Raw genomic sequence first — 22,680 nt, 5'->3', positions numbered from 1 at the left:
TTCGCCGGCCGAACGGAAGATCAGAACAGCCTTCGCCCATCTTCGACCGTTCGAGAATTTGAAACGTATCATAATCGTGATCAGCAATTCAGTGAGGCACGCTTGACAAGCGGAATCCTGTCGCACATCATGATCTGAAAGGTTTCAATACCCGAGCCTCACCAGTGCACGGCAATCACATCCATGAAAGGAACGATGACAATGATGTCTCAGCAGGCGAAGAAGACGCGTAAAGCGCTCTTCGGACTCGCCGTAGTCGCGACGCTCCCGCTCTTCGCCGCCTGCGGCGGCGCAGCCGGTACCGGCGGCGGAGCCGCAGGAGAGGTCGACGGAAGTTCGATCGTCCTCAACACGATCACCGGCCTCGAGCCCCAGTTCCAGGAGTACGCGGACGCCTATATGGAGGAGTTCCCCGACCGCAAGGTCGAGGTGCGCAGCACCACGGACGATGCCGCAGAATACGCCCAGGGACTCGCCACCGCTCGCCTGAGCGGCGAGCTGCCGGACGTCTTCTTCAACGTCGACTTCCTCGCAGACACACTGGCGACGAACAACGTCACACTCGACCTGACCGAAGGGCTGAAGGACGGCAAGCTCGGCGATCTGGATGCGGATTCGTTCCTGCCGCAGTTCGTCGGCCAGTACCGACCCATAGACGATCCCGACCAGATCACCGGGCTCCCCGTGAGCGCCGATTCCGTGGGGCTTTACTACGACAAGAACGCCTTCGAGAAGGCCGGCGTCACCGAGTACCCTGAGGCCGACTGGACCTGGGACGACATGTACCGGGTCGCCGCGGAGATCCAGACGAAGAGCGGTGGAACCGTCACCGGTCTCGCTGCTCCGCTCGGGGACGGCACCGCACAGATCGTTTTCGGCCCCGTCATCGAGGCATTCGGCGGAAGCGTGTATGACCCGGAGACCAACAAGTCCAGCATCGGGCAGCCTGAAGCACTGAAGGCATGGGAGTTGCTTCTGAGCGCATACGGGACGGCATCCGGCCAGTACACGACGACCACCGACGACCCGACCCTCAAGTTCGATTCGGGCAACGTCGCAATGGCCATCGCGTCACGAGGTGCTGCACCCGGGCTCAAGGCGACGATGCCCGATGACAACTGGGATGTTCAGGTCCTGCCCACGATCGACGGCAATTCGACAGCGGGCGGCGGATCCTACGGACTCTCCATCGCGCAGACCAGCGAGAACCAGGATGCCGCGTGGGCGTTCCTGAGCTGGTTCTATGACACCGACGCGGGGATGAAGGTCGCCCAGGAAGTCGGCGGCGTCATCCCACCGACCGACGACGGCATCGACAACGGCATCTGGAAGGACGGCGCCCCACCGCCCGCCAACATCGAGATCTTCGGCGAGTCGGCGCGCACTGCTGTGCTCCTCACGCAGATGCCCGGATCCTCCTCCACGACGCTGACCGAGGCGACGAAGAAGGCGACACAGGAAGTCCTGTTGAACGGGAAATCCATCGAAGAGGCGTTCGGCGAGGCCGAACAGACCGTCAACGACGCCATCGAGAAGCAGACCAAGTAGCCCGAAGTCCGGGTGGGACCCCGCGGGGCCCACCCGGATCCCGATCATCGGAGATCGCAGTGTCCACCCCCATCGTTGATGTGCCGTTGCCCAGACAGGGCGAGACGAAGCGGCAGGTCCCCGCGGAAAGACCCGGAAATCGGCGGACCAAACGCCGTGACGCGTTGACCGCAGCCGCGTTCCTCACACCAGGGATGCTCGCATTCACGGCGTTCGTCATCCTCCCCGCGGTGGGCGGCCTGGTTCTGACCTTCTTCGAGTGGGATCTGTTCGGCACTCCCCAGTGGGTCGGTCTCGACAACATCATCCGCCTGTTCGGCGACGAGGACATGTGGCAGGCCCTCGGCGTCACTGCCATGTTCGTCGTGATGGGGGTCATCCCCACGATCCTCATCGGCTTCGTCCTGGCCGTTCTCGTCAACACGAACCTCCCGGGCACCGGCGCGATCCGAGTCTTCTACTTCGCGCCGATGATCGCTTCGGCTGCCGTCTCAGCGCTGATCTGGGTCAACCTGTACAGCCAGCAGGGCCTCATCAATCAGTTGCTCGCCGGGATCGGGATCGATGGACCGATCTGGCTCTCCGACCTCGCCTGGGCGCGGCCCGCTCTCGTCCTCATGATGATCTGGGGTGGTCTCCCGATCGTCATCATCCTCTACATGGCCGGGCTCCAACGGGTGTCCGATGACATCTATGCCGCGGCGTCACTCGACGGCGCGAGCAAGTGGCGCCAGATCTGGTCGATGACCTGGCCGAACGTGTGGGGCACCACGATCCTGATCGCCGTCCTCCAGGCCGTCAGCTTCGTGAGCGGCTCCTTCGAGATCGCGCTCATCATGACAGACGGCGGCCCGCTCGGGACCACGCAGTCGATCGCCCTGTACTCCTACAAGGTCGCCTTCTCAGAGCGAGACATCGGCTACGCGAGTGCGCTCTCGCTGTTCCAACTCGTACTGATGATCGTCATCGTCCTGCTCGTGCGCGTGATCGTGCGAATCCGAAAGGAGCGCAGCTGATGCGTACCTCCCCCCTGCATGCCACGCTCCGCTACGCGGCGATCATCCTGGGCGGCTTCATCATGGCCGCGCCGCTGCTCTTCATGGTCTCCGGTTCGCTCCAGTCCGCTGCGGAGGTCTCGGCCTTTCCGAAGCCGCTCCTCCCGGAGACGCCGATCTGGCAGAACTTCGTCGACGCCTGGAATTTCCTCACGCCCCAGGTCATCGCCAACACCTTCATCTTCAGCCTCGGCATCGTCGGCCTTCAACTGCTGCTGTCGTTGCCCGCGGCATTCGCACTCGCGAAGATCCCGTTCAAATGGTCTGCGGCCGTGATGGCGACGTTGATCGTTCCGATGTTCATCCCCGGCAACCTCACGCTGATCCCGCTCTTCATCGTCACCTTCCAGTTGGGCTGGCTGAACACCTACGCCGGGCTGATCATCCCCATGGCGGCGCAGTGCGCCTTCGCGATCCTGCTCTTCCGGCAGTTCTTCGCGACGATGCCAGCGGGCCTCATCGAGGCTGCGCGCATCGATGGGGCGAGCTGGGGGCGCGTGCTCACCTCCATCGCCCTCCCTCTGGCGAAGCCGGCACTCGCCACGTTCTGCTCGATCAGCTTCCTGACCGCATGGAACATGTACATCTGGCCACAGGTCATCGCGCCGAACCCCGCCAACCGCGTCATCAACGTCGCCCTCGCCCCACTCGCCGGCGGCGAGAACTCCGTGATCTCGCCGGCCGTGGGTCTCGCCGGTGCGGTCATCTCGATGCTGCCGGTGCTCATCGTGTTCATCGTGTTCCAGAAGTGGTACCTCAAGGGCATCGCCGGAACGGGGCTCGAGTGATCCAGCGGCTGGAAGAATCGGCCGACATTTCTCCGCAGGCACGCGAGTCGCCTGTGCGGCAGAGCGTCACCGTCACGAAGCTCCGTGCGGAGTATCAGGATGACGCGTTCGGCATCGGAACGGCGACCCCTCGCCTGTCATGGCGCGTCGAGGATGCCGGTCCCGAATGGCGGTCGGATCGATATGAGTTGACGCTCGAACGCGCCAGCGGCACCTCATCGGTGATCGTCCACTCCCCCGAGCAGCTCTTCGTGCCTTGGCCGTTCGCTCCACTGGAATCGCGGGAGCGGGTTCGAGTGAGCGTTCGCTCGGGCAGCGGCCCCTCCTGGTCTGCACCGAGCGAGTCGCTGGTGATCGAGGCCGGCCTGCTCGCGCAGAGCGACTGGGTGCGCGACCTCATCAGCCCGGCGACGATCGGTGGACTCTCCGACGGCGCACCTCTCCTCTTCGGCGACGCCGACCTCGCAGCCGATCCCGTATCCGCACGCCTCTACCTCACGGCGCACGGGATCGTGGAGTTCACGATCAACGGCCACCGCGTCGGTGACGACATATTCGCACCGGGGTGGACCGCGTACGAGAAGCGGCTGCGCTATCGCGTATATGACATCACGGAGCTTCTGCACGCCGGCTCCAATCGACTGCAGGCGCTGCTCGGCAACGGGTGGTACCGCGGGCAGCTCGTATGGCCGCAGAACCGCTCCAGCTACGGTGACCGCCTGGCGCTGCTCGCGCAGATCGAGGTGACGTACGCTGACGGCTCGCGCGGGATCTTCGGAACGGATGCCGGATGGGGAGCAGTCGGCAGCAGCATCCTGTTCGATGATTTCTACGACGGACAGCGTCGTGACATGCGCATCGCCGACTCCCCGGACGGGAAAGAGGTCGACAGGGTCGAGGTGCGCGGCGCAGCATCCGAACGCCTCGTCGCGCCGAGCGGCCCGCCGGTGCGCATCACGGAGACGCTGCCCGCAGTCCAGCTGATCACCTCGCCCTCCGGCAGGACGATCGTCGACTTCGGCCAGAACCTCGTCGGATGGGTGCGCCTGCGTGTCAGCGGTGCCGCCGGCGAGGAGGTCACGGTGCGCCACGCCGAGGTCCTGGAGCACGGCGAGCTTGGTGTCAGGCCGCTGCGCAGCGCGCTGGCGACGAGCACGTACATCCTGTCGGGTCGGCCGGATGAGGTCCTTCAGCCCACGCTGACCTTCAACGGATTCCGCTACGCCGAGATCGACGGAGTGCCGGAGCTCGCTCTCACAGACGTCGACGCACTCGTGCTCGGGACGGACCTCGAGCGAACAGGTTGGTTCGAGTCTTCGGACACCCGGCTCAACCGGCTCCACGACAACGTCGTGTGGAGCACCCGCGGAAACTTCCTCGCCGTGCCGACCGACTGTCCGCAGCGTGATGAGCGTCTCGGCTGGACGGGCGACATCCAGGTGTTCACCCCGACCGCCACGACGCTCTTCGACACCGCCGGGTTCCTGTCGGAATGGCTGGAGGATCTGGCGGCCGAGCAGAAGCCGGACGGCGGGGTGCCGTTCGTGATCCCTGACGTGCTGCGTGATCCGGATCCGGCAGCGGCGGCGTGGAGCGATGCGGCGACCATCGTCCCCGATGCGCTGCATTTCGCATATGCCGATGTCGGAGTGCTCGAACGGCAGTACACGTCCATGCGGGCGTGGGTCGAGAAGGTGCGCGGAATGGTCGGGCCGGATCTGCTCTGGACGACCGGTGGGCCTTTCGGCGACTGGCTCGACCCGACTGCTCCTCCGGAGGACGCAGCGCGCGCGCAAGCCGATCCCGATGTCGTCGCCACCGCCTACTTCGCACGCTCGAGCGGCATCCTCGCGAGAGTGGCCGCCGTTCTCGGCCGGCAGGCCGACGCGGAGGACTACGCCGTTCTTGAGCGAAGGGTGCGTGCGGCGTTCATCTCGGCGTACGTCGATGACACCGGAGTCGTGCGCAGCGACTGCCAGACCGTCTACGCGCTCGCGATCACCGGCGACCTGTTCGCGACGGACCGTCAACGCGACGGGGCCGGCAGACGCCTGGCAGAACTGGTGATGGACGCGAAGTTCCGAGTCAGCACCGGATTTGTGGGCACTCCGCTGATCCTCGATGCGCTGACCATGGCCGGTCGCGAAGATCTCGCCCATCGGATGCTCCTCACCGAATCCTGCCCCTCGTGGCTGTATGCGGTGTCGATGGGTGCGACCACGATCTGGGAGCGCTGGGATTCGATGCTGCCGGACGGCTCCATCAACCCGGGCACGATGACCTCGTTCAACCACTACGCCTACGGCGCTGTGGCCGATTGGATGTACCGCTGCCTCGCAGGTCTCGCACCCACATCACCCGGCTACAGAACGATCGAGGTGCGTCCGCGGGTGACGGGTGATCTGACGTCGGCATCGGCGAGGCATCTGTCGCCGTACGGTGAGATCGCCGTCTCCTGGCGTCTCGAGGACGGTAGGACGGAGCTGTCGCTTTCGGTTCCCTACGGAGTGACTGCCGAGGTGTGGATGCCTGGCGCTACCGCCCCGACGACCGTCGAGCACGGACACCACGAGTTCGCCGCGGAGGTGTCGACCGCGTGAGGGAACCGCTCGACCCCGACCGCTTCGCCGAGCCGCGGGCCGACGATCGCCCCGGCGTGCGCTGGTGGTGGCAGAGCGCAGTGCCGATCGACGATCTTCTCGGCCAGCTGCGCGGCATCGCCGATGCCGGCTTCCGCGAGGTGGAGATCGCTTTCAGCCGTGAATTCTGGGGCGACGAGGCGCAGCGCACGGCGCTCACCGCGGTCCTGCAGGAATCGGAGCGACTGGGCGTCGGTGTCGCGATGACTCTGGGAGCGGCGTGGCCGCTCTGCACGCCGAACACCGCGACAGGCACCGCGTACTCGTCGCGCGAGCTGCAGTACGGGTCTGTGCCGCTCAACGGCGCGACTCCAGCGCTCGTGCCGATCCCGACGGCATTCGATGACCCGGAGGCGAGGCGACCGGCCACGCTGGTGCGGGTCACCGCCGCCCGCGTGGTGCAACGCGGTGCGCCCCCGTCTGTCGTCAGCGTCCAGGACGAGAAGACGTCGCCTCGTGGGCCGATCCACCCACCCGCGACCTCGACCGTCCTCGACACGACTTCGCTGATGGATGTGACGTCCGAGGTCGTCGACTCGGCGATCAGGTGGCAGCCGCGCGACGGCGACTGGGTTCTCTTCGCCTTCTGGATGCGCGAGTGCGAGCAGGGTGTCACGAACTTCCTGGATCAGGATGCGACAGCTGCGGCCACCGCGTACATCGACGAGCATCAGCTGGGCGCCGAGAACGTCGAGCTGCTGCGCCGGGTCGGAACGGACTTCTTCGAGGACTCGCTGGAGCTGCACGCCGATTCGCTGTTCTGGACGTCCGACCTGATCGAGCGCTTCGTCGAACGACATGATTACGACCCCACGCCGTACCTTCCGCTTCTGTTCGCACACGGTATGTCCCACTTCTGGTTGCCGAACGAGGAGCCCGTCGCCGACTTCGAGCTCGACGACGACACCGACCCTGGAACCGGGCGCCGTGTGCGGCAGGACTATTACCGGTTGCTGACCGACCTCTACATCTCCCGTCGACTGCTGCCGCTGCAGGAATGGTCCTCAGGCCATGGCCTGCAGCACAAGTCGCAGGCGGCCTACGGGCAGAATCTCGAAGCGATCCGCAGCAACCGCGACTTCGTACGCGCAGGCGGTCGCGCCGAGGGCGAATCGCTGAACTCCGGCGACAGATTCCCCATCAGCCGCGAGGATGCCACCTGGAAGTTCGCACTCGACTGGCAGCGCTGCGTCGTGGGCGGGGCGCACCAGGGCGGTGCCGTACGCATCAGCACCGAGCTGGGCGCGCAGTTCCGAGCCGCCTACGCCGTCACTCTCGGCGACCTGCAGCGGATGCTGGCGAAAGAGTGGGCGGCTGGCATCACGAAGCCGTTCCTGCATGGTGTGGCCTCGCAGACCGAGGACGCAGAGTGGCCGACCCAGAACCGCTTCCAGCAGATCGTGTCGGACAGCTGGAACAGCATCCACTTCCCCGAGTGGGCGAACTGGCGGCCGCTCACCGACTACTGGGCGCGCGGAGCCGTCGTGCTCGAGACCGGGGTGCCGCGCACGGACGTCGCCATCTACCGGGACGGGTTCCTGACGATCGCGGCGCGGGGCGTGCGCGACCCCACCGCTGATGCGACGACCCCTGCCAGGCTGGCAGACACCGAGGCGCTCGATCTCGCCGGCTTCAGCGTGCAGTTCATCGATCCTCTCGGCGTCATCGACGGGGTGGGTCGACGTCCGGAACTCTTCGCAGACGGTCCGGGCTATCGCGGACTCGTCGTCGACGAGCGGACGCTCCCGCCGGAGACCGCCGAGGCGATCGCCGAAGCCGCAGAACGGGGGCTTCGTCTTGTCGTGGTCGGTGAACCACCGGCCGCCGACTCCGGATTCGCGCGCGGCGCAGACGGCGATGCACGCGTTCGTGCAGCGATGACCCGCGCCCTGTCGATGCCGACGACCGCGCGTGTACGAACGATGGCCGACGCCGCCGCTGCTTTCACCCGACTCGGACTGGCGCCGAGGGCGAGCACCGATGGCAGCGCCGTGCTCACGCAATGGCGCGAAGCGGGGAATGTCCGCTACCTGCTCGTGTACAACACGCAGTCGCGGCCGGTCACGACTCGCTTGTCGCTCGAAGGAGTAGGCCGCGTACGCGAACTCGATCTGTGGAGTGGGGACATCGTTCCGTCTCCACATGCCGCGGGAGATGACCGCACGACGTTCGCCGCCGGCATCCCCGCGCTCGGGGTCCGCGTGTTCGAGCTCGACACGGCGGTGGAGCCGGATCCCGCTGCTGATGCACCGCTCACGACCGATGCCCTGAGGGCCCACGATGCGGCGGCGACTCTCGAGTCTTGGCGGCTGGAGGTGATCAGCGAAGAGCCTGACGGCCCGCGGAGCATCGAGTTGGATGACGTCGGCCCTGGCGACTGGCGGACGATCGATGCGCTCAAGGGCGTCTCCGGCACTGGACGATATACCGCCCGAGTCGTGCTGCCGGACGAGTCGCCTGCAGGCGCGAACGCGAGGATCGACCTCGGCGCTGTGGCTGGGTCGGCCGTGATCCGCATGCACGGCCATGCTATCGGCGTGGCTTATCTCGACGACACAGTCATCGACCTCGGCCGTTCCGTCGTGAACGGAACGGAGATCGAGATCGAGGTCAGAACCGCGCTTCGCAACGCAGTGGTCGAAAGCGGGATCGACATCTTCGATGACCCGCCGACGCGTCCGCACGGATTGCTCGGCCCGGTGAGAATCCTGCTCGAGCATCCGTCATCATCCCCACCTCAAGAACGGCGCACCCCATGAGCCTCCTCAACCTCCCAGAATCGTTCGAGTTCGGAACCGCCACCAGCGCTTTCCAGATCGAAGGCGCGTGGGATGCAGACGGCAAGGGTCCGTCGATCTGGGACACCTTCGGACACACGCCGGGCAAGGTCCACGAAGACATTCCCGGTGACGTCGCCTGCGACCATTACCATCGGTACCCCGAAGACGTCGAGATCATGAAATGGCTCGGACTCGACAGCTACCGGTTCTCACTGAGCTGGTCGAGGATCATGCCCGACGGCATCGGCAGGACCAATCAGAAGGGCCTGGACTTCTACCGCAGGCTCACAGACTCTCTGTTGGATGCCGGCATCACCCCCAACGCCACGCTGTACCACTGGGATCTGCCGCAGGCGCTGGAGGATCGCGGCGGGTGGCCGAACCGCGACGTGGCCGATTGGTTCGCCGAGTATGCCTCTGTCGCCTTCGACGCGCTCGGCGATCGCATCAGCCGTTGGGCGACGGTGAACGAACCCATCTCGACGTGGGTGGGGTACGCACTGGGTGCTTTCGCACCCGGGCTGCGCGACGAGCGCGCCGGCCGCCAGGCCATGCACAATCAGATGCTCGCCCATGGCAAGGCCGTGCAGGCGTTCCGCGCGGCCGGTTCTCCCGGTGACATCGGCGTCGTGCTCGACATCTGGAAGCGCCAGCCCGCCACCGACTCTGCGGAGGATCTGGCATTGGCTGCTCAGGGCGAGGATGATGGCTTCCGCTTCTTCCTCGACACACTGCGGGGCGGCGGCTACAGCGACCGGCTTCGAGAGCGGCTCGAGGCAGAGGGGACGTTCCCGGATGTCCACGACAGCGACCAGGCGATCATCGCTTCGCCCGTGGACTACCTCGGCCTGAACGTCTACTCACGAGTGGTGGTGAACTCGAAGAACCAGGACTCGAACGGCTGGGCCGAGAGCGATCCGCCCCCCGGCGGAAACTTCCTCGACGACGGTTCGGAGTTCTACCCGCGCGCCGTGTACGAGGCACTGCAGATGGTCCGCGACGACTACGGCTGGAACGGACCGATCTACATCACCGAGAACGGCCTTCCCGACGGGCCCGCTGAGCCCGGCGCGGATCCACTCCACGATCAGGAGCGGATCCGCTACGTCGGAGGGTTCCTGGAATGGATCGACCGTGCAGTCGCGGAGGGTTCGGATGTGCGCGGCTACTATCTGTGGAGCCTGATGGACAACTACGAATGGGGCATGGGCTTCACCAAGAAGTACGGCATCGTCCGGGTGGATCCCGAGACGCTGGTGCGCACTCCGAAGGATTCCGCGCACTGGTACCGCGATGTGATCGCCGCGCACCACGCGAAGTGAGAAGCGGGGCAGGGATCGACCCGTCGGTTCCTGCCCCGCTTTCGACTAGTCCGTGAGATATCCGACGTCGTCGATCTGGAATTTGGGAACCCAGTTGGGATAGGTGGTCCCGGTCGCGGCGAACGAGACCTCGAACGAGACCACGGCGCTGCGCGAATCCCAATCGCTCACATCGATCGACAGCTCATTCCACTTGTCCGGTGAGAACGCGGTGTTCCTCTGCGTCACGGAGGTGCCGTCCGCAGCGGTCAAGGTGAACGTGGCCACATACCCGGTCGCACCGGGAGCACCGCCGTACGAGTCCACCCACACGTGAACCGACGTCGCCTCGCTCAGGTCGACCGGCTTCTCCGGTGTCGCCGAGATGACTCGCGGCGTCGTCGCCGGCGCAGGCACGCTCGTCGCTTCGAGCGCTCCGACGCCGCCGTGCGGCACGCGCGGACCGTTGGCGAAGCTCGTGACCCGTGCGACGGAGTCGACGTACGCACCGGCCTCCCACCCCTGCGTATCCACCTCGAAGTCGTATTCGCCGTTCGGTGCCGGTGGCGGGATCGTCACCGTCACCTCGACCGTGTCACGTTCGAGGCCCACGCACAGCGTGCTCGCGTCACCCCGGACCGCACTCACAGTGAATTCCAGTGTGGCAACGCCTCCTGTCGGCGTCTCGGGGATGTTCGCAGCATTCTCGGGAACGTCGAAATCACCGCAGTCGTCCGGGATGCGCACAGCTCCGCGGAGCGCATCCATATCCAGATTGGTCAGAGTCACCGTCAGCTTCGACCCGACGAGTTCTGCGCTGTCGGTCGCAGCGGCGACCACGACGTTCGTCGACTGAGACGGGCCGACAGTCTGGGACAGCGAGACCGACGCGATGTCGAAGGACGTCACCGGTTCGGATGTCCCGGTGCCGCGAACCATGACCTTCACCCTGACCAGGGTGTCGCCGGCAACCGTCTCTGGAAGTTGCAGTGCGACGGAATGGAATTCGCCATCAGCCAGAACCCTGGCCTCGCCTTCGACCACCTGGCCGGACGATGTCGTCGCCCTGATCCCCGCGAACGTGTCTGCGCCCAGTTCGGTATCGACAGGGAGCCTGACAGAAGCGGTGAGCCAGCCGCTGGCCGAGATCGCGTCATCCGCCGTGAACGACTTGGCGACGCTTCGCCACTGCTTGGCGAACTTCTCGGGTGCATCCACGACGTGGAGGACACCGTCGACTGCAGTCGCCTCAGCCACATTGTCTGATGCTTCCCAGCCGTTCTCATCGAGGTCGAACGCACCCAGCGGAGCCGAGCCGCTTTCTCGTCCGTCCACGCGTGTTCCCACCGTGGTCGTGATCGGCCGCTCGTCGAGCACGGTCGAGTCGAATCCGTCGATCACATCCGCCCAGTCATCGATCCCGATGATCGCCTTGGCGAACTCCGTGACCTCGAGCGAGCGTGCCGTGTCGATGTACTTGAACACGTCATAGCTGTACTTCTGACGCAGCGGCGCGTTCGGGCTGTCCGTCGTGGTGTCGTACGCCCACAGGCCCAGATTCAATCCGCCCTCCAACAGGTGATCGACGTGGCGGTGCAGGATGAAGCTGTCGATCGACGGCAGGAAACGGATCTTGTAGTAGGCGTATGCGAAGCAAGCCGCCTGCAGCTTCTCCGCGTCGAGAGTGAGATTGCTGCCAGGGCCCGGTGTATGACAGCCCTGCTCGGAAAGAATGATCCGACGCGGTTCGCCTTTGTACTGCAGCTCACTCGATGCCAGGTACTCGGGAAGCACTTGGATGTTCTTGAAGGTGAGCAGCTTGGTGTCGACGCTGTCTGTCGCGGCGGTGTCGTTCCAGAAATCAGGCTTGAACAAGTCCTGCGGATAGGGATGGAACGCGATGAACCAGGGGAAGTCGCCGCCTGTCTTGGAGATCGCGTTCAGTTTCTCGATCACGTCTCTCGACGGATAGAAGCGGGTCGCGTTCCCCCCGGCCGGAACCGTCCAGTGCTGTGTCAGCGACGTGTACGTGCGCGCCTGGTCGTAGAACTTACGAGAGGACAGCGACATGATGCGCAGCGCACGAGAATAGTCGTTCAGGAACTCGTCGATCGTCTTCTCGCCGGAGTTCGACCAGATCCACTGTGCATCGACCTCGTTGCCGACGATGAAGCCGACCGCACGACCGAACTCCTCATCGGTGCGCGACCAGCGGCTCGAGATGAACTCCATCGCGGCCGTCGTGTACTTCACACCCTCGTCAGTGACGGTGTTGAACCCGAACACCGGTCCAGCACCGGGCTCGCGCGAGGCGTCCGGGTGGATCAGGATGTTCGCAGCGCTGTCCGGTTCGTCATCGTGTTCGTAGAGCAGGACGATCAGATTGACCAGGGTGCCGTTGTCCGACACCGCCTTGATCTGAGTGTCCAGCGCTTCGACTTCTGCGGCGTCGAAGTGGTATTCCTGGCCACCGCTGGCGAACGTGATGTTGTCATCGCTCGTCTTCTTGTTGAGCATGATCGCGGCCAGGTCGAGGTTGATCGCCGCGTGCTGCACACCGAGGCTCTCAGCATCGTCCGACATCTGGACCTGAAGGCCCTTCTTGTCCAGCACCTGAGGGAAGTCCGCTGTGCTCGCCGTGGTCAGCTGCAGGTCGTCGGCGAAGTGGGGCGCACCGACCGCAGAGCCGTTGACTGCCGCTGCGAACTGCCCGTAGAGGCTGTCCGTTCCATCTGCTCGAAGGCGAGGACCCTCGATGGTGAACGAGCCGTCGGCACCCGCGACAGCAGTGCCGAACGCCTGCGCGTCATCGGCGCCGGCAGCCGAATGTGCGCTGGAGACGGACACCTCGACGTCGGCGCCGGCCTGCTCAGCGCCGACCGAGCCGGTTACGGTGATCATCTCGTCTGCCACAGCGACGGATGCGATACCGACGCTTAACTCGGCAGCCGTCAGTTCGCTGGGTCGTGGCGACGCCGCCGCGGACCCCGCTGTGATGCCGCTCAGGAGCAGAGCGGCCGTGGCGATCGTCGCGATCGCACTGAATCGTCTTCTACCAGAATGCATAATGCTTCCTCTCGTAAGGGACAGCTCAAATGGGTTGTGTGGATTGCGGCGTGCGGGTTACTGCGCCCACTCCTCTGTCCACTTCGCCTCGACGGCCTGTTCCTTGGCCCAGGCCACTGCGTTGTCGTTGAGCTTGATCAGTTCGTCCTCGAGCGACGTCGTGCCGAGGAGGTAGCCGGTGCGCGTGTTCTCCGCCGCGACAGCCTTCGGTCCACGCCACAGCCCACCGTTCTGGCCGCCGAGGGAGAGCGTCGCCCACGCGCCGTCGTTCATCGCCTCAAGGCCAGGAGGGGCAGTCAGAGCGGACACCGCTGGGATGCCTCCCGTCTCGTCGAGCCAGGTCTGCACCTTGGGGCTCGAGACGTACTGCAGGAAGGTGATCGCCGCATCCAGCTGCTTGCCCTTGATGTACGCAGGAATCATGTATGCCGTTCCACCGTTGTTGACGCCGAACTGCGCCGGCTCACCGGTCGCCTGATCCGAATCGCTCTTCGCCAGCGTCGGGAACGGGATCGTGCCGTATTCGAAGTCCACCGTGCCCAGCTGCGTGGAGGCGAAGTTGGTTCCCCATGCCATTGCAGCTTTGTTGCCGGGGAAGTCCGTTCCACCGGTGAATGCGCCCTCCGAGTTGATTCCGGACCAGTTCGGCGTCGCGCATTCGTCGTAGAGCTTCTTGAGCGACTCGAGGACGGCGGCGAAGCCGGGGTCCTTCGACATATTGATCTCATCGGTGAGATAGCCGTGCGCGACGCTCTTCACAGTCACGGGCGAGCTCGTGCCCGCTTCGCCATCCGCACCGAACTGGTTCACGGCCTCGGTCTCCGGCACGAGCAGCATCGAGGACAGTGCCGTCGACGCCCATCCGACCGGGAGGTTGCCGTTGTCCGTCGCGAGCGGGATGTGGCCGGCATCCTTGATCTCGCCACACGCGTCGAGGAACCCGTCGAAGGTCGCGAGATCTTCGACGTCGACACCGGCATCGTCGAGAATGTCCTTGTTGAAGTAGATGCCGACGGATACCAGGTTGAACGGGATCGACTCGTAGTGGCCGGCGGTGTTCTGGCCCAGACGGTCCTCGCCACCGAAGTACTTCGAGTTGAAGTCCTCGATCCATGGTTTGCCTGTGTCGGAGAACTCGTTCGGCTCCGCCAGCGCCTCGTCGAGGGACACGACCTGGTCCGGTGAATGCGTCGTCTGGTTGAAGATCAGCTCCGGTGCGGTGCCGGCGGTCAGCTGGGCGGCGGACGTCTGCGACCACGAGCTGAGCGGCAGCACATTGGTCTTCACCTTGATGTCGGGATTGTCCTTCTCGAAGTTGCTGATGAGCTTGTCCCACGCAGGACCGAAGGTCTTCGTGTCGCTCGTGAACTGGTTGGGCCCTGAAAGGGTGATGGTCACCGTGTCCGAGTCGACCCCAGCGGGTGCGCATCCGGCGAGCGCGGCGATGGTGCCCAGCGTCGCCACCGACGCGATCACGGCCAGGCCGCTGCGCCGCGGACGCAACGTCTTCGTTGAATTGAGCATGCTTCCTCTTTCTCACTTATCGATGTTCGGGAACTGCTGTGTCGGGGTAGTAAATCGTTTCAATGTGCGGTTGTCAGAGGCCGCGTCACTCACCCCTAACCCAGGGGCGAGTGCAGCTCAGTGGGCGCCGGGTACGCCGCCCTGCACTCCCGCGAGGAAGTACTTCGACAGGAACGTGAAGAGCAGGACGAGAGGGAGGCTGGCGATCAGGTAGCCAGCCATCAGCGGCCCGTAGTCCGTCGCGTTCTGCCCCTGGAAGAACTGCAGCCCGACCGACACCGTACGCAGATTGTTGTCGGAGATCACGAGCAGCGGCCAGAAGAAGTCATTCCACACTTCACTGACGGTGAGCAGCGAGATCGTCCCGAGAACGGGGAGCGAGAGCGGGAGCATCACGGACCAGTACATACGCGCGCCGGTTGCGCCGTCGAGGCGAGCCGCATCGAACAGCGCTTGGGGAATCCCCTCGACGAAGTTGCGGATGAGGATCGTGCCGAGTACCGCCCCGCCGACCGTGTACGGGACCACCAGCACGATGTAGGTGTTCAGCACACCCAGGTCTTTCATGATGATGAAGAGCGGGATCAGATTCGCCAGCCCCGGCACCATCATGAGCACCAGGACGGCTCCGAAGATGAGCCCCCGACCTGCGAATTTGTAGCGAGCGAGCACAAAGCCCGAGACCGAGGCGATCAGCAGGATCAGCACGATGGAGATCACCGCGACGATGGCTGTATTGACAAGGTACGGCCGGATCTGCTCCCAGGCGACGGCATAGTTCTCGAAATGAAGCGGGAAGGAGACTGCCCAGAAGCTGTCCGCGAACTGCTGATTCGTCTTGAACGACGTCACGACCATGAACAGGTACGGCGCAAGGGCGACTGCCGCCAGAAGGATCAGGACTGTCTTGATCCCGATCTGTCGCGTCCCGCGCTGGGGGCGCCTCATCGCGGGAACCGTGTTCACGTTGCGGGACTGAGTGATAGTCACATTGCACCTCCATCGGTCGTTGCTGAGTCACGTTTGCGCGCAATCATGACCACGGCGCTGACGAGCAGGGTGATGACGAACAATGTCGTGGACAGCGCCGCGGAGTAACCCCAATCGCCGCCCTGGAAGGCGACGTTGATCATTCGCAGGATGGGCACCATCGTCGCGTTGTCCGGACCCCCCGCCGTGAGCACGTATGCGACGAAGCCGTATTGCAGCGTGCCGACGATCGCGAGGAACATGAGGATGCGAACCTGGCTCGCCATCAGCGGCAGGTCGATCTGCCAGAACCGGGCGAATCGTCCTACCCCGTCGAGTTGGGCCGCCTCGAGGACCTCGGTGGGGATGTTCTGCAGGCTCGAGTAGAAGATCAGGAACGGCAGTCCGGCGATGAAGGGAAAGCCCACGAAGAGCAGCGAGAGCAGTGCGGTGCTCGCCTGCCCCGTCCAGTTCTGCGCCAGCGCGCCAAGCCCGAGCGCCTTGAGCGCCTGGTTGATCACGCCATCGTTCGGGCTGTAGAAGAAACCCCAGACGAGCGCGGTCACCACGCCGGGGAACGCCATCGGAACGATGAGGAGGGTGCGCATCGTGAGCTGCCAGCGTGCGCTTCTCAGGGAGATCAGCAGCTCGGCGGCAAGCAACGGGAACACCCATGCGACGACAGTGAACACGAAGATCAGACCGAGGTTCCTGAATGACGACCACCAGATCTGGTCGCTGAACATGGTGACGTAGTTGCCGAATCCGAGGAACGTCGAATCGGCCGCCGGCTGCCAGTGGAAGAACGACCAGAAGATGGCCGATATCGCGGGATAGTACGCGAAGTACCCGATGAACAACGCCAACGGCAACAGCGCGAGATAGATCCACCAGCGCACGCTCCGTCTACGAGGCGAGTGCACCCGCCGCCGTGGATCAGGCGACGGGGCCGAGCTGAGCGCAGAGGCGTCGAGTGTCACAACCAAATTCAGTGCCTCGCCATCGAGTTCGAATCGGACGCACCTGCAGCAGGCGCGTTCGTGGAAATAAAACGTTTCATTATGATCGCTGAGAATCGGTGCATACGTCAAGTACTTCCATAGGAAATCGATTCATTGCTAGAAGTCGGCAGTCGCTATGATCGTCAGTGAGCGACAACCTTCGGATCCGAGGCGATCCTCGACATCAGGAGCGACTGAATTGGTCAGTATTCGAGATGTGGCACACCAGGCCGATGTGTCGATCGGCACGGTCTCCAAGTACCTGAACACTCCGCTTCGGGTCGCGCCCGACACGAAGAAGCGCATCGCCAAGGCGATCCGCGACCTCGGGTACGTGCGCAATGAGGCCGCCCGCCAATTGCGGGCGGGCGCCAGCACGACGCTGGCTTTCGTGGCCCTCGAGCTGAACAACCCGTTCTTCGGCGATGTCGCCGAGGCGATGGAGCGACGGGCAGCCGAGTACGGGCTGTACCTCTTCATCGTCAGCAGCAACGGCGATCCCGAGCGCGAGGGCCGCTACATCGAGATGTTCGTGCAGCAGCGTGTCTATGGTGTGATCCTCGCATCCGGAATGACTCGTGAGCGCGAGCTCGACACTCTCTCCACTCGCCGGATCCCCACCGTGCTGGTCGATGCGTACGGTCCATCGGATCGCTTCTCATCGACATCGGTGAACGACTTCCTCGGGGCGGAGCGAGCAGTCACTCATCTGATCGAACAGGGTTGTCGAACCATCGCGTTCGTAGGCGGCGAGATCCAGATCCACCAGATCACCGAGCGGCTGCGTGGCGCTCGTGCCGCCGTCGCTGCGCACTCCGGTGTCGCGCTCGAAGTCCTCCCCACGTCGGAGCGGTCGGTTCAGGCCGGACTGACCGTCGGCCGGCAACTGCTGAGCAGGCCCAGGACGCTGTGGCCGGATGGTGTCTTCGCTGCGAACGACTCTCTGGCGATGGGAGTCATGCAGGCCATCTCCTCCGGCTCGGACGTGCGCATTCCCGAAGACATCGCCGTCGTCGGCTACGACGACATCGACTTCGCCTCGACGGCCGCAGTGCCGCTGTCGACCGTCCGGAGACCACGGGAGGTGTTCGGCCGCAGCGCGGTGGACCTCGTGAAAGATCAGGCGGAGTCTTCACAGGCTCTGCCCGTCCGCAGCATCGTGATCCAACCGGAGCTCATCGTGCGGGCAAGCTCGAAGCGCATCTGAGCCCCGGATCATCCCCGCGACTACAGCCGCGATGACGTGATCCGCACCGAGTCTCCGCGCGAGTACGGCTCGGAGATCGCCACACCCTCCCCCGTGAGCGACACCGTGTCGGCAGTGACCTGCACGTCGAGCGCCCTTCCTCGCCAGTGCAGGTGCCGGACACCGGCATCCGTCAGCGCCGAAGGCAGGTTCGGGGTGATCACCAGGGCGCCCGGCTCCGCCTCGACCCCGATGAAGGCGTAGAGGAAGCTCGCGGGGGCGAGCCCGCTCTCGGGGAACGGGATATCGGTTCCCACCGAGGTGGCACCAGGGCTGTTGACCGTGCCCTCACCGCGGAACAACGGAGACCCGCCGCTGATGTGGTCGGGTTCGCTCCAGCGATCCAGCATCGCTGTCATCCTCGCCCACGCATCGTCGGCGCCGCGGTAGCGAGCGCGCGCCATGACGTCGAACCCTGACGTGTAGAGGATGGCGCCACCGTCCTGCACCTCGTCGCCCCACGGGGTTGTCAGATGCGTCAGGAAGAACCAGTAGCTGTTGCGACGGGTCGTCGAGCGCGGCGCGAACACCCACTTCGAGTAGATGTCTGCCGGGCCCTCGTAGTACTCGCCAAGGGCGACCACGAACCGCGACGACGCGTTCGGGTCGATCGCGCCGTCGAAATACGCAGCACCGCCGGGCGCAGCCTTCGCCGATGACCACCACGCGAGCTCACCGCTGACGTTCGACACCTCCAGGTAGTACACGCCGGGAGACTGCCTGGGAACCTCGATGTGCGCGACCCGCCCGTCCGACCAGTCATCGAACTGCTTCTCAGCGATCTTCACTGCACTCGCGCTGTACGGCGTCCCTGCGAACAGGGTCATGGTGAACGCCGCCCCACGCGCGCCGTACGTCGGGAAGCGTGCAGCAACGCTGACGAATGCGGAATTGGCCGTGAAGCTCTGCGCCATGGTGTGACCGGCTGCCAGCTTCGGCGCGAGGCCACCGCTCTCGATGAGAACAACGGAATCCTGAAGCTCGGTATGGCCGTTGTCGAGCCAATCGAAGATCTGCGCAGCCTGCTTCTTGGATGGGAGGCCGAAGGACGCCGCCTCGAGGTTGACGTACGTCGAACCGTAGTCGTGGACGATCCCGTCGACGTCGACCGTCTGCACGTACCTGCCCGCATCCTTGTTCCAGAACTCCCGTCCGTACCGTTTCTTCGTCACCTTGCGCACGGTTCTCAGCCGCGCTGCTCTCGCCGCATCGCCGGCGTGCTCCTCCAACTGGGCGAGCGCCTCCAGCGCCCCGTAGAAGTAGGCGTTCAGGAACGCGTCTTTGTAGCCGAACGAGGTGACATCCCAGTAGTTGGATGGGAGGGATCCGTCGGTGCCGTCGTGGTCGGGCGAGTCGATCGTGACGATACCGCTCTTGCCGTCGAGAGAGTCGAGGTAGAAGTCCATCGCACGCCTCACACGGGGCATCATCGTGGCGAGGAACTCCTCGTCACCCGTCCACGAGTAATAGCGCCAGGTGCCGAGGATGTACATCGCGTTCGACGTGAAATGTCTGGCATCGAAGAGCTTGGGGTCAGGGAACGGCCATCCCCGTGAGTCGCCCCACGACCAGACGTAGCCGTCGTCGTCCTGCTTCGTGTTCAGGATGGAATCCGCCTGTGCCCGCGATCCGGCCGTCGCCGTCCAGTCGAGGATGCGGCCGTTCCAATCCGCCCAGTCCATCGCGTGACTGTCGAACCGATAGCTGAACGCCCGCTCCCAGTAGAAGGTCGAGACCTGCGCGGCTCTGTCCTGATCGGATGCGACGAACACGGGGAAGATCGCCGGAAGCTCATCGGTATGCGCAACGAGACCGACATCGATCGCACGAGAGATCGTCGCCTGCGCATCACCAGGTCCTGATGTGAGCGCGAGAGTCAACGAGTCATCTGCCATGGTTCCGGCAAGGCCTGGCCGTTTGCCGCTGAACTGGAGGTCGTACGGTCCTGTGCCGGTCGCGGTCACCGTCGTCGCTCCCGTCACCGGGTTCGTCCAGGCATCGCGCCTCTTCATCTGCTGAGCCGGAAGGTACGCGCCCTCGTCGCCGTGGAAGCGACTGAACAGGACGCCATCGGCATAATCGACCGAGTAGCCGTCCTTGACCCAGGATGTGATCAGAGTCATCCCAGGATCCTTGCGGGCGACACCCTTCCATTGGACGTCATACTTCATCGCCAGCGCTGCGCCGTCGAGCGTGAGGTCCCATGAGGCGACGCCGTCGACATTGAAGCCGCTCACATCGAGCGTCATCGTTCGATTCTGCTGTCGCTGCCTGTTGTTGTACGCCGCTCCGCCGAGATCGACCTCTGTGCCGTCGAGACGGCTCCACCATCCAGGTGTGCCGACGGCGCCGGATATCTCCAGGTAGTACACGCCGGCGGGCTGCGCGGGGAAGTCCAGGTACGCCCACCCGTTGTCCTGCACAGGGTCGACGTCTCTCGTGGCGATCTCGGTGAGGCCGGTCTCAGGGCTCCCCGCGTGAAGCGTCATCGTCACCTTCGAGGTCGAGCTGCTCCAGGTGGGGAACTGTCCGCCCACCCGCGTGAACCGGTACATCGCAGCGGTGAAGGTCTGGCCGAGTGTACTGTCGACCGGAAGAGGAACCGGTGAGTTCAGCTGCTCCTGCTTGAGCGATGCCGTCGACGGAAGCTGAATCCCCGTCAGGCTCAGGGCCCCATCCGCGCTCTCGAACGCGACGTCGCTGTTGAAGCTCGTCGTGAAGAAGTCGGTGGCTCCGAGAAACACTCCGCGGAAGGCTGCAGGCTCGTACGCTCCCGCCCCCGTCGGATCGCACGCTACTTCAGTGAGCTTGCCGTATGCCCCGGTCAGACTGAAGAATCCGTTCTCAATTCGGTAGGTGTCCTCTTCAGCAGCGACGGCGGCGGTCGGTCGCGCGAACGAGCCGGCAGCGGCGAGCACCAACCCGCCACCCGTGCCTTGAAGAAATCTGCGCCGCGTGGTCGTGAACTCGCTGAACTTCATTCGAAATCTCCATCATCATTGATATTGAAACCTTTCAGGTGAGCATATTCACAAGCTTTCGACTGTGTCAACCGGGGCGGGCGGATCTCACCTCGCCGGCCGCTTCTGATTGACTGGCGGCATGATGCAAGAGTGGCGCGCCCGGTGATCCGCGAGTTCTTCACCGGCATCCGGATCCTCGGCAAGGGGTTCGGCATGTGGCGTGCCAAGCCGAAGCTGCTCGCGCTCGGTCTCATCCCCGCACTCATCTCTTTCGTGCTTCTCGCCGGCGCTCTGGTGCCCTTCGGACTCGCCCTCGGATCGATCACCGACTGGATCACGCCGTTCGCGGACGGGTGGGCGTCCCCTTGGCGAGAACTGCTGCGGGCCGGACTCGGCATCGTGCTCCTGGTCGTAGCACTGGCGCTCGCCGGTGCGGTGTTCACGGCGCTCACACTGACGATCGGCGACCCGTTCTACCAACGGATCTGGCGTGGCGTCGAACGCTCTCTGGGCGGCCCTGAGCCCACCGGAGACACCGGCGTGCTGACCACGATCGGGGAAGGCATCCGACTGGTGGTCCTCGGGATCCTGGTGGCGCTGCTCACCCTCGCGATCGGATTCATCCCGGTGGTCGGCGGGATGCTCGCCACCGTCATCGGCGTGATCCTGTCCGGCCGGCTGGTCGCGCGCGAGCTCACCGGTCGCGCCTTCGATGCCCGCGGACTGACCACGTACTCGCGTTCCGAACTGCTCAGGTCCGGCCGGGCTCGGGTCATCGGATTCGGTGTCGCGACGCAGCTGTGCTTCCTCGTCCCACTCGGCGCCATCGTCACGATGCCTGCCGCCGTGGCAGGATCCACGATCCTCGCGCGCTCACTGACCGAACGCGCCACCCCCTCGCCGCAGGCGGTCGAACAGCCGCTGCCTCCTCATGCCTGAAGGCGACACCGTATTCCGAACCGCGGGGCGCCTCGATGACGCGCTGGCGGGTGATGAGGTGACCCGGTTCGACCTGCGTGTTCCCGCCTTCGCGACCGCCGATCTGACCGGTGCCACCGTTCGCGGATGCACATCCCGCGGGAAACATCTGCTGTTGCGCGTAGGCGATCAGACCTTGCATTCCCATCTGCGCATGGACGGTGCCTGGTTCATCTACCGCCCCGGCGAGAGGTGGCGGCATCCGGACTTCAAAGTCCGCGCGATCGTCGGCACAGCTGAGCGCGAAGCCGTAGGCGTCGACATCGCAGAGGTCGAGCTCGTCCCCACCGTGGCCGAAGACCAGCTGCTCGCCCATCTGGGTCCCGATCCGCTCGCAGACGACTGGGATCCTGCCGAGGCCGTGCGCCGACTCGGCGCCGACACCCGCAGCATCCATGTCGCCCTGCTCGACCAGCGCAACGTCGCAGGGTTCGGCAACGAGTACGCGGCAGAACTGCTGTTCCTTCGCGGAATCCTGCCCACGACACCCACCCAGGAGGTCGACATCTCGGCCCTGGTCGATCTCGGCGTCCGCACCATCCGCGCGAACAGACTGCGCTCGAACCGGACCTTCACGGGGGTCGACAGACCCGGCCGGAGCACGTGGGTCTACGGTCGCGCGAACCGCCCGTGCCGGAGATGCGGAACACTCATCCGACGAGGCGCGCAGGGCGCCGATCCCACCCGCGAGCGCATCACCTTCTGGTGTCCTAACTGCCAGCGGTGACGCTTAACCCGGCTCGTTGACCCAGCATCCCCGTTCGGGAATGAATTCACCCATCCCATGGTTGTTCATATATCCGGAGATGTCCGGACACGGGA

At 64.7% G+C, this 22,680-nt stretch carries 14 protein-coding genes; 9 read left to right on the top strand and 5 right to left on the bottom strand.

Features of this window, described 5'->3' with window-relative positions:
* The first annotated feature begins 201 nt into the window (after window positions 1-201).
* From ACP7AR_RS16775 to ACP7AR_RS16750, 6 genes are read left to right on the top strand one after another with little or no spacing between them, the layout of a single operon-like run.
* A complete protein-coding gene (locus ACP7AR_RS16775) occupies window positions 202-1,548 on the top strand; it encodes an ABC transporter substrate-binding protein (protein ID WP_426188316.1) in 1,347 nt (448 codons plus the stop codon).
* A gap of 59 nt (window positions 1,549-1,607) precedes the next feature.
* Window positions 1,608-2,564: a carbohydrate ABC transporter permease gene (locus ACP7AR_RS16770; protein WP_426188314.1), complete on the top strand. Its 957-nt coding sequence runs from the start codon at window positions 1,608-1,610 to the stop codon at window positions 2,562-2,564.
* Window positions 2,564-3,391: a carbohydrate ABC transporter permease gene (locus ACP7AR_RS16765; RefSeq protein ID WP_426188312.1), complete on the top strand. Its 828-nt coding sequence runs from the start codon at window positions 2,564-2,566 to the stop codon at window positions 3,389-3,391. Before ACP7AR_RS16770 ends, ACP7AR_RS16765 begins: the two co-directional genes overlap by 1 nt.
* Window positions 3,388-5,991 (top strand): family 78 glycoside hydrolase catalytic domain, encoded by a 2,604-nt coding sequence (locus ACP7AR_RS16760; protein ID WP_426188310.1) that lies wholly within the window; start codon window positions 3,388-3,390, stop codon window positions 5,989-5,991. Before ACP7AR_RS16765 ends, ACP7AR_RS16760 begins: the two co-directional genes overlap by 4 nt.
* Entirely contained in the window at window positions 5,988-8,789 is a 2,802-nt protein-coding gene (locus tag ACP7AR_RS16755; RefSeq protein ID WP_426188308.1) for a hypothetical protein, read from the top strand. The genes ACP7AR_RS16760 and ACP7AR_RS16755 overlap by 4 nt, the downstream gene beginning before the upstream one ends.
* Window positions 8,786-10,132: a GH1 family beta-glucosidase gene (locus ACP7AR_RS16750; RefSeq protein ID WP_426188306.1), complete on the top strand. Its 1,347-nt coding sequence runs from the start codon at window positions 8,786-8,788 to the stop codon at window positions 10,130-10,132. Before ACP7AR_RS16755 ends, ACP7AR_RS16750 begins: the two co-directional genes overlap by 4 nt.
* A gap of 45 nt (window positions 10,133-10,177) precedes the next feature.
* Here ACP7AR_RS16750 and ACP7AR_RS16745 read toward each other — a convergent pair whose 3' ends face one another.
* From ACP7AR_RS16745 to ACP7AR_RS16730, 4 genes are all read right to left on the bottom strand, one after another.
* Window positions 10,178-13,012: a DUF5722 domain-containing protein gene (locus tag ACP7AR_RS16745; RefSeq protein WP_426188304.1), complete on the bottom strand. Its 2,835-nt coding sequence runs from the start codon at window positions 13,010-13,012 to the stop codon at window positions 10,178-10,180.
* A gap of 222 nt (window positions 13,013-13,234) precedes the next feature.
* Window positions 13,235-14,701: an ABC transporter substrate-binding protein gene (locus tag ACP7AR_RS16740; protein WP_426188302.1), complete on the bottom strand. Its 1,467-nt coding sequence runs from the start codon at window positions 14,699-14,701 to the stop codon at window positions 13,235-13,237.
* 117 nt (window positions 14,702-14,818) lie between these two features.
* Window positions 14,819-15,691: a carbohydrate ABC transporter permease gene (locus ACP7AR_RS16735; RefSeq protein ID WP_426188300.1), complete on the bottom strand. Its 873-nt coding sequence runs from the start codon at window positions 15,689-15,691 to the stop codon at window positions 14,819-14,821.
* Window positions 15,688-16,569 carry a carbohydrate ABC transporter permease gene (locus tag ACP7AR_RS16730; protein WP_426188298.1) on the bottom strand — a complete coding sequence of 294 codons (882 nt, stop codon included), beginning with the start codon at window positions 16,567-16,569 and terminating at the stop codon, window positions 15,688-15,690. The genes ACP7AR_RS16735 and ACP7AR_RS16730 overlap by 4 nt, the downstream gene beginning before the upstream one ends.
* A 319-nt stretch (window positions 16,570-16,888) precedes the next feature.
* Here ACP7AR_RS16730 and ACP7AR_RS16725 point away from each other — a divergent pair, with 319 nt between their 5' ends.
* Window positions 16,889-17,878, top strand: a complete 990-nt coding sequence (locus tag ACP7AR_RS16725) for a LacI family DNA-binding transcriptional regulator (RefSeq protein WP_426188296.1) — start codon at window positions 16,889-16,891, stop codon at window positions 17,876-17,878.
* 20 nt (window positions 17,879-17,898) lie between these two features.
* Here the strand turns inward: ACP7AR_RS16725 and ACP7AR_RS16720 are convergent, their stop codons facing one another.
* On the bottom strand, window positions 17,899-20,898 hold the full coding sequence (locus tag ACP7AR_RS16720) for an MGH1-like glycoside hydrolase domain-containing protein (protein WP_426188294.1): 3,000 nt from the start codon (window positions 20,896-20,898) through the stop codon (window positions 17,899-17,901).
* Between the two features lie 132 nt (window positions 20,899-21,030).
* Between ACP7AR_RS16720 and ACP7AR_RS16715 the strand changes: the two genes are divergently transcribed.
* Both ACP7AR_RS16715 and ACP7AR_RS16710 read left to right on the top strand, forming a co-directional pair.
* On the top strand, window positions 21,031-21,819 hold the full coding sequence (locus ACP7AR_RS16715) for an EI24 domain-containing protein (RefSeq protein WP_426188292.1): 789 nt from the start codon (window positions 21,031-21,033) through the stop codon (window positions 21,817-21,819).
* A complete protein-coding gene (locus ACP7AR_RS16710; protein WP_426188290.1) occupies window positions 21,812-22,585 on the top strand; it encodes a DNA-formamidopyrimidine glycosylase family protein in 774 nt (257 codons plus the stop codon). The genes ACP7AR_RS16715 and ACP7AR_RS16710 overlap by 8 nt, the downstream gene beginning before the upstream one ends.
* The last annotated feature ends 95 nt before the right edge of the window (window positions 22,586-22,680 follow it).

This window comes from Microbacterium sp. TWP3-1-2b2 (assembly GCF_049896145.1).
Lineage (GTDB): Bacteria > Actinomycetota > Actinomycetes > Actinomycetales > Microbacteriaceae > Microbacterium.
The sequence above is the reverse complement of the archived record's forward strand: the minus strand, read 5'-3'. Positions and strand labels throughout refer to the sequence as shown.

Excerpts from the sequence above, each read along its gene's own strand:
- ACP7AR_RS16775 (WP_426188316.1), top strand. The coding sequence starts at position 202 with ATGATGTCTCAGCAGGCGAAGAAGACGCGTAAAGCGCTCTTCGGACTC.
- ACP7AR_RS16765 (WP_426188312.1), top strand. The coding sequence starts at position 2,564 with ATGCGTACCTCCCCCCTGCATGCCACGCTCCGCTACGCGGCGATCATC.
- ACP7AR_RS16750 (WP_426188306.1), top strand. The coding sequence starts at position 8,786 with ATGAGCCTCCTCAACCTCCCAGAATCGTTCGAGTTCGGAACCGCCACC.
- ACP7AR_RS16745 (WP_426188304.1), bottom strand. The coding sequence starts at position 13,012 with ATGATCACCGTAACCGGCTCGGTCGGCGCTGAGCAGGCCGGCGCCGAC.
- ACP7AR_RS16740 (WP_426188302.1), bottom strand. The coding sequence starts at position 14,701 with ATGCTCAATTCAACGAAGACGTTGCGTCCGCGGCGCAGCGGCCTGGCC.
- ACP7AR_RS16720 (WP_426188294.1), bottom strand. The coding sequence starts at position 20,898 with ATGAAGTTCAGCGAGTTCACGACCACGCGGCGCAGATTTCTTCAAGGC.
- ACP7AR_RS16710 (WP_426188290.1), top strand. The coding sequence starts at position 21,812 with ATGCCTGAAGGCGACACCGTATTCCGAACCGCGGGGCGCCTCGATGAC.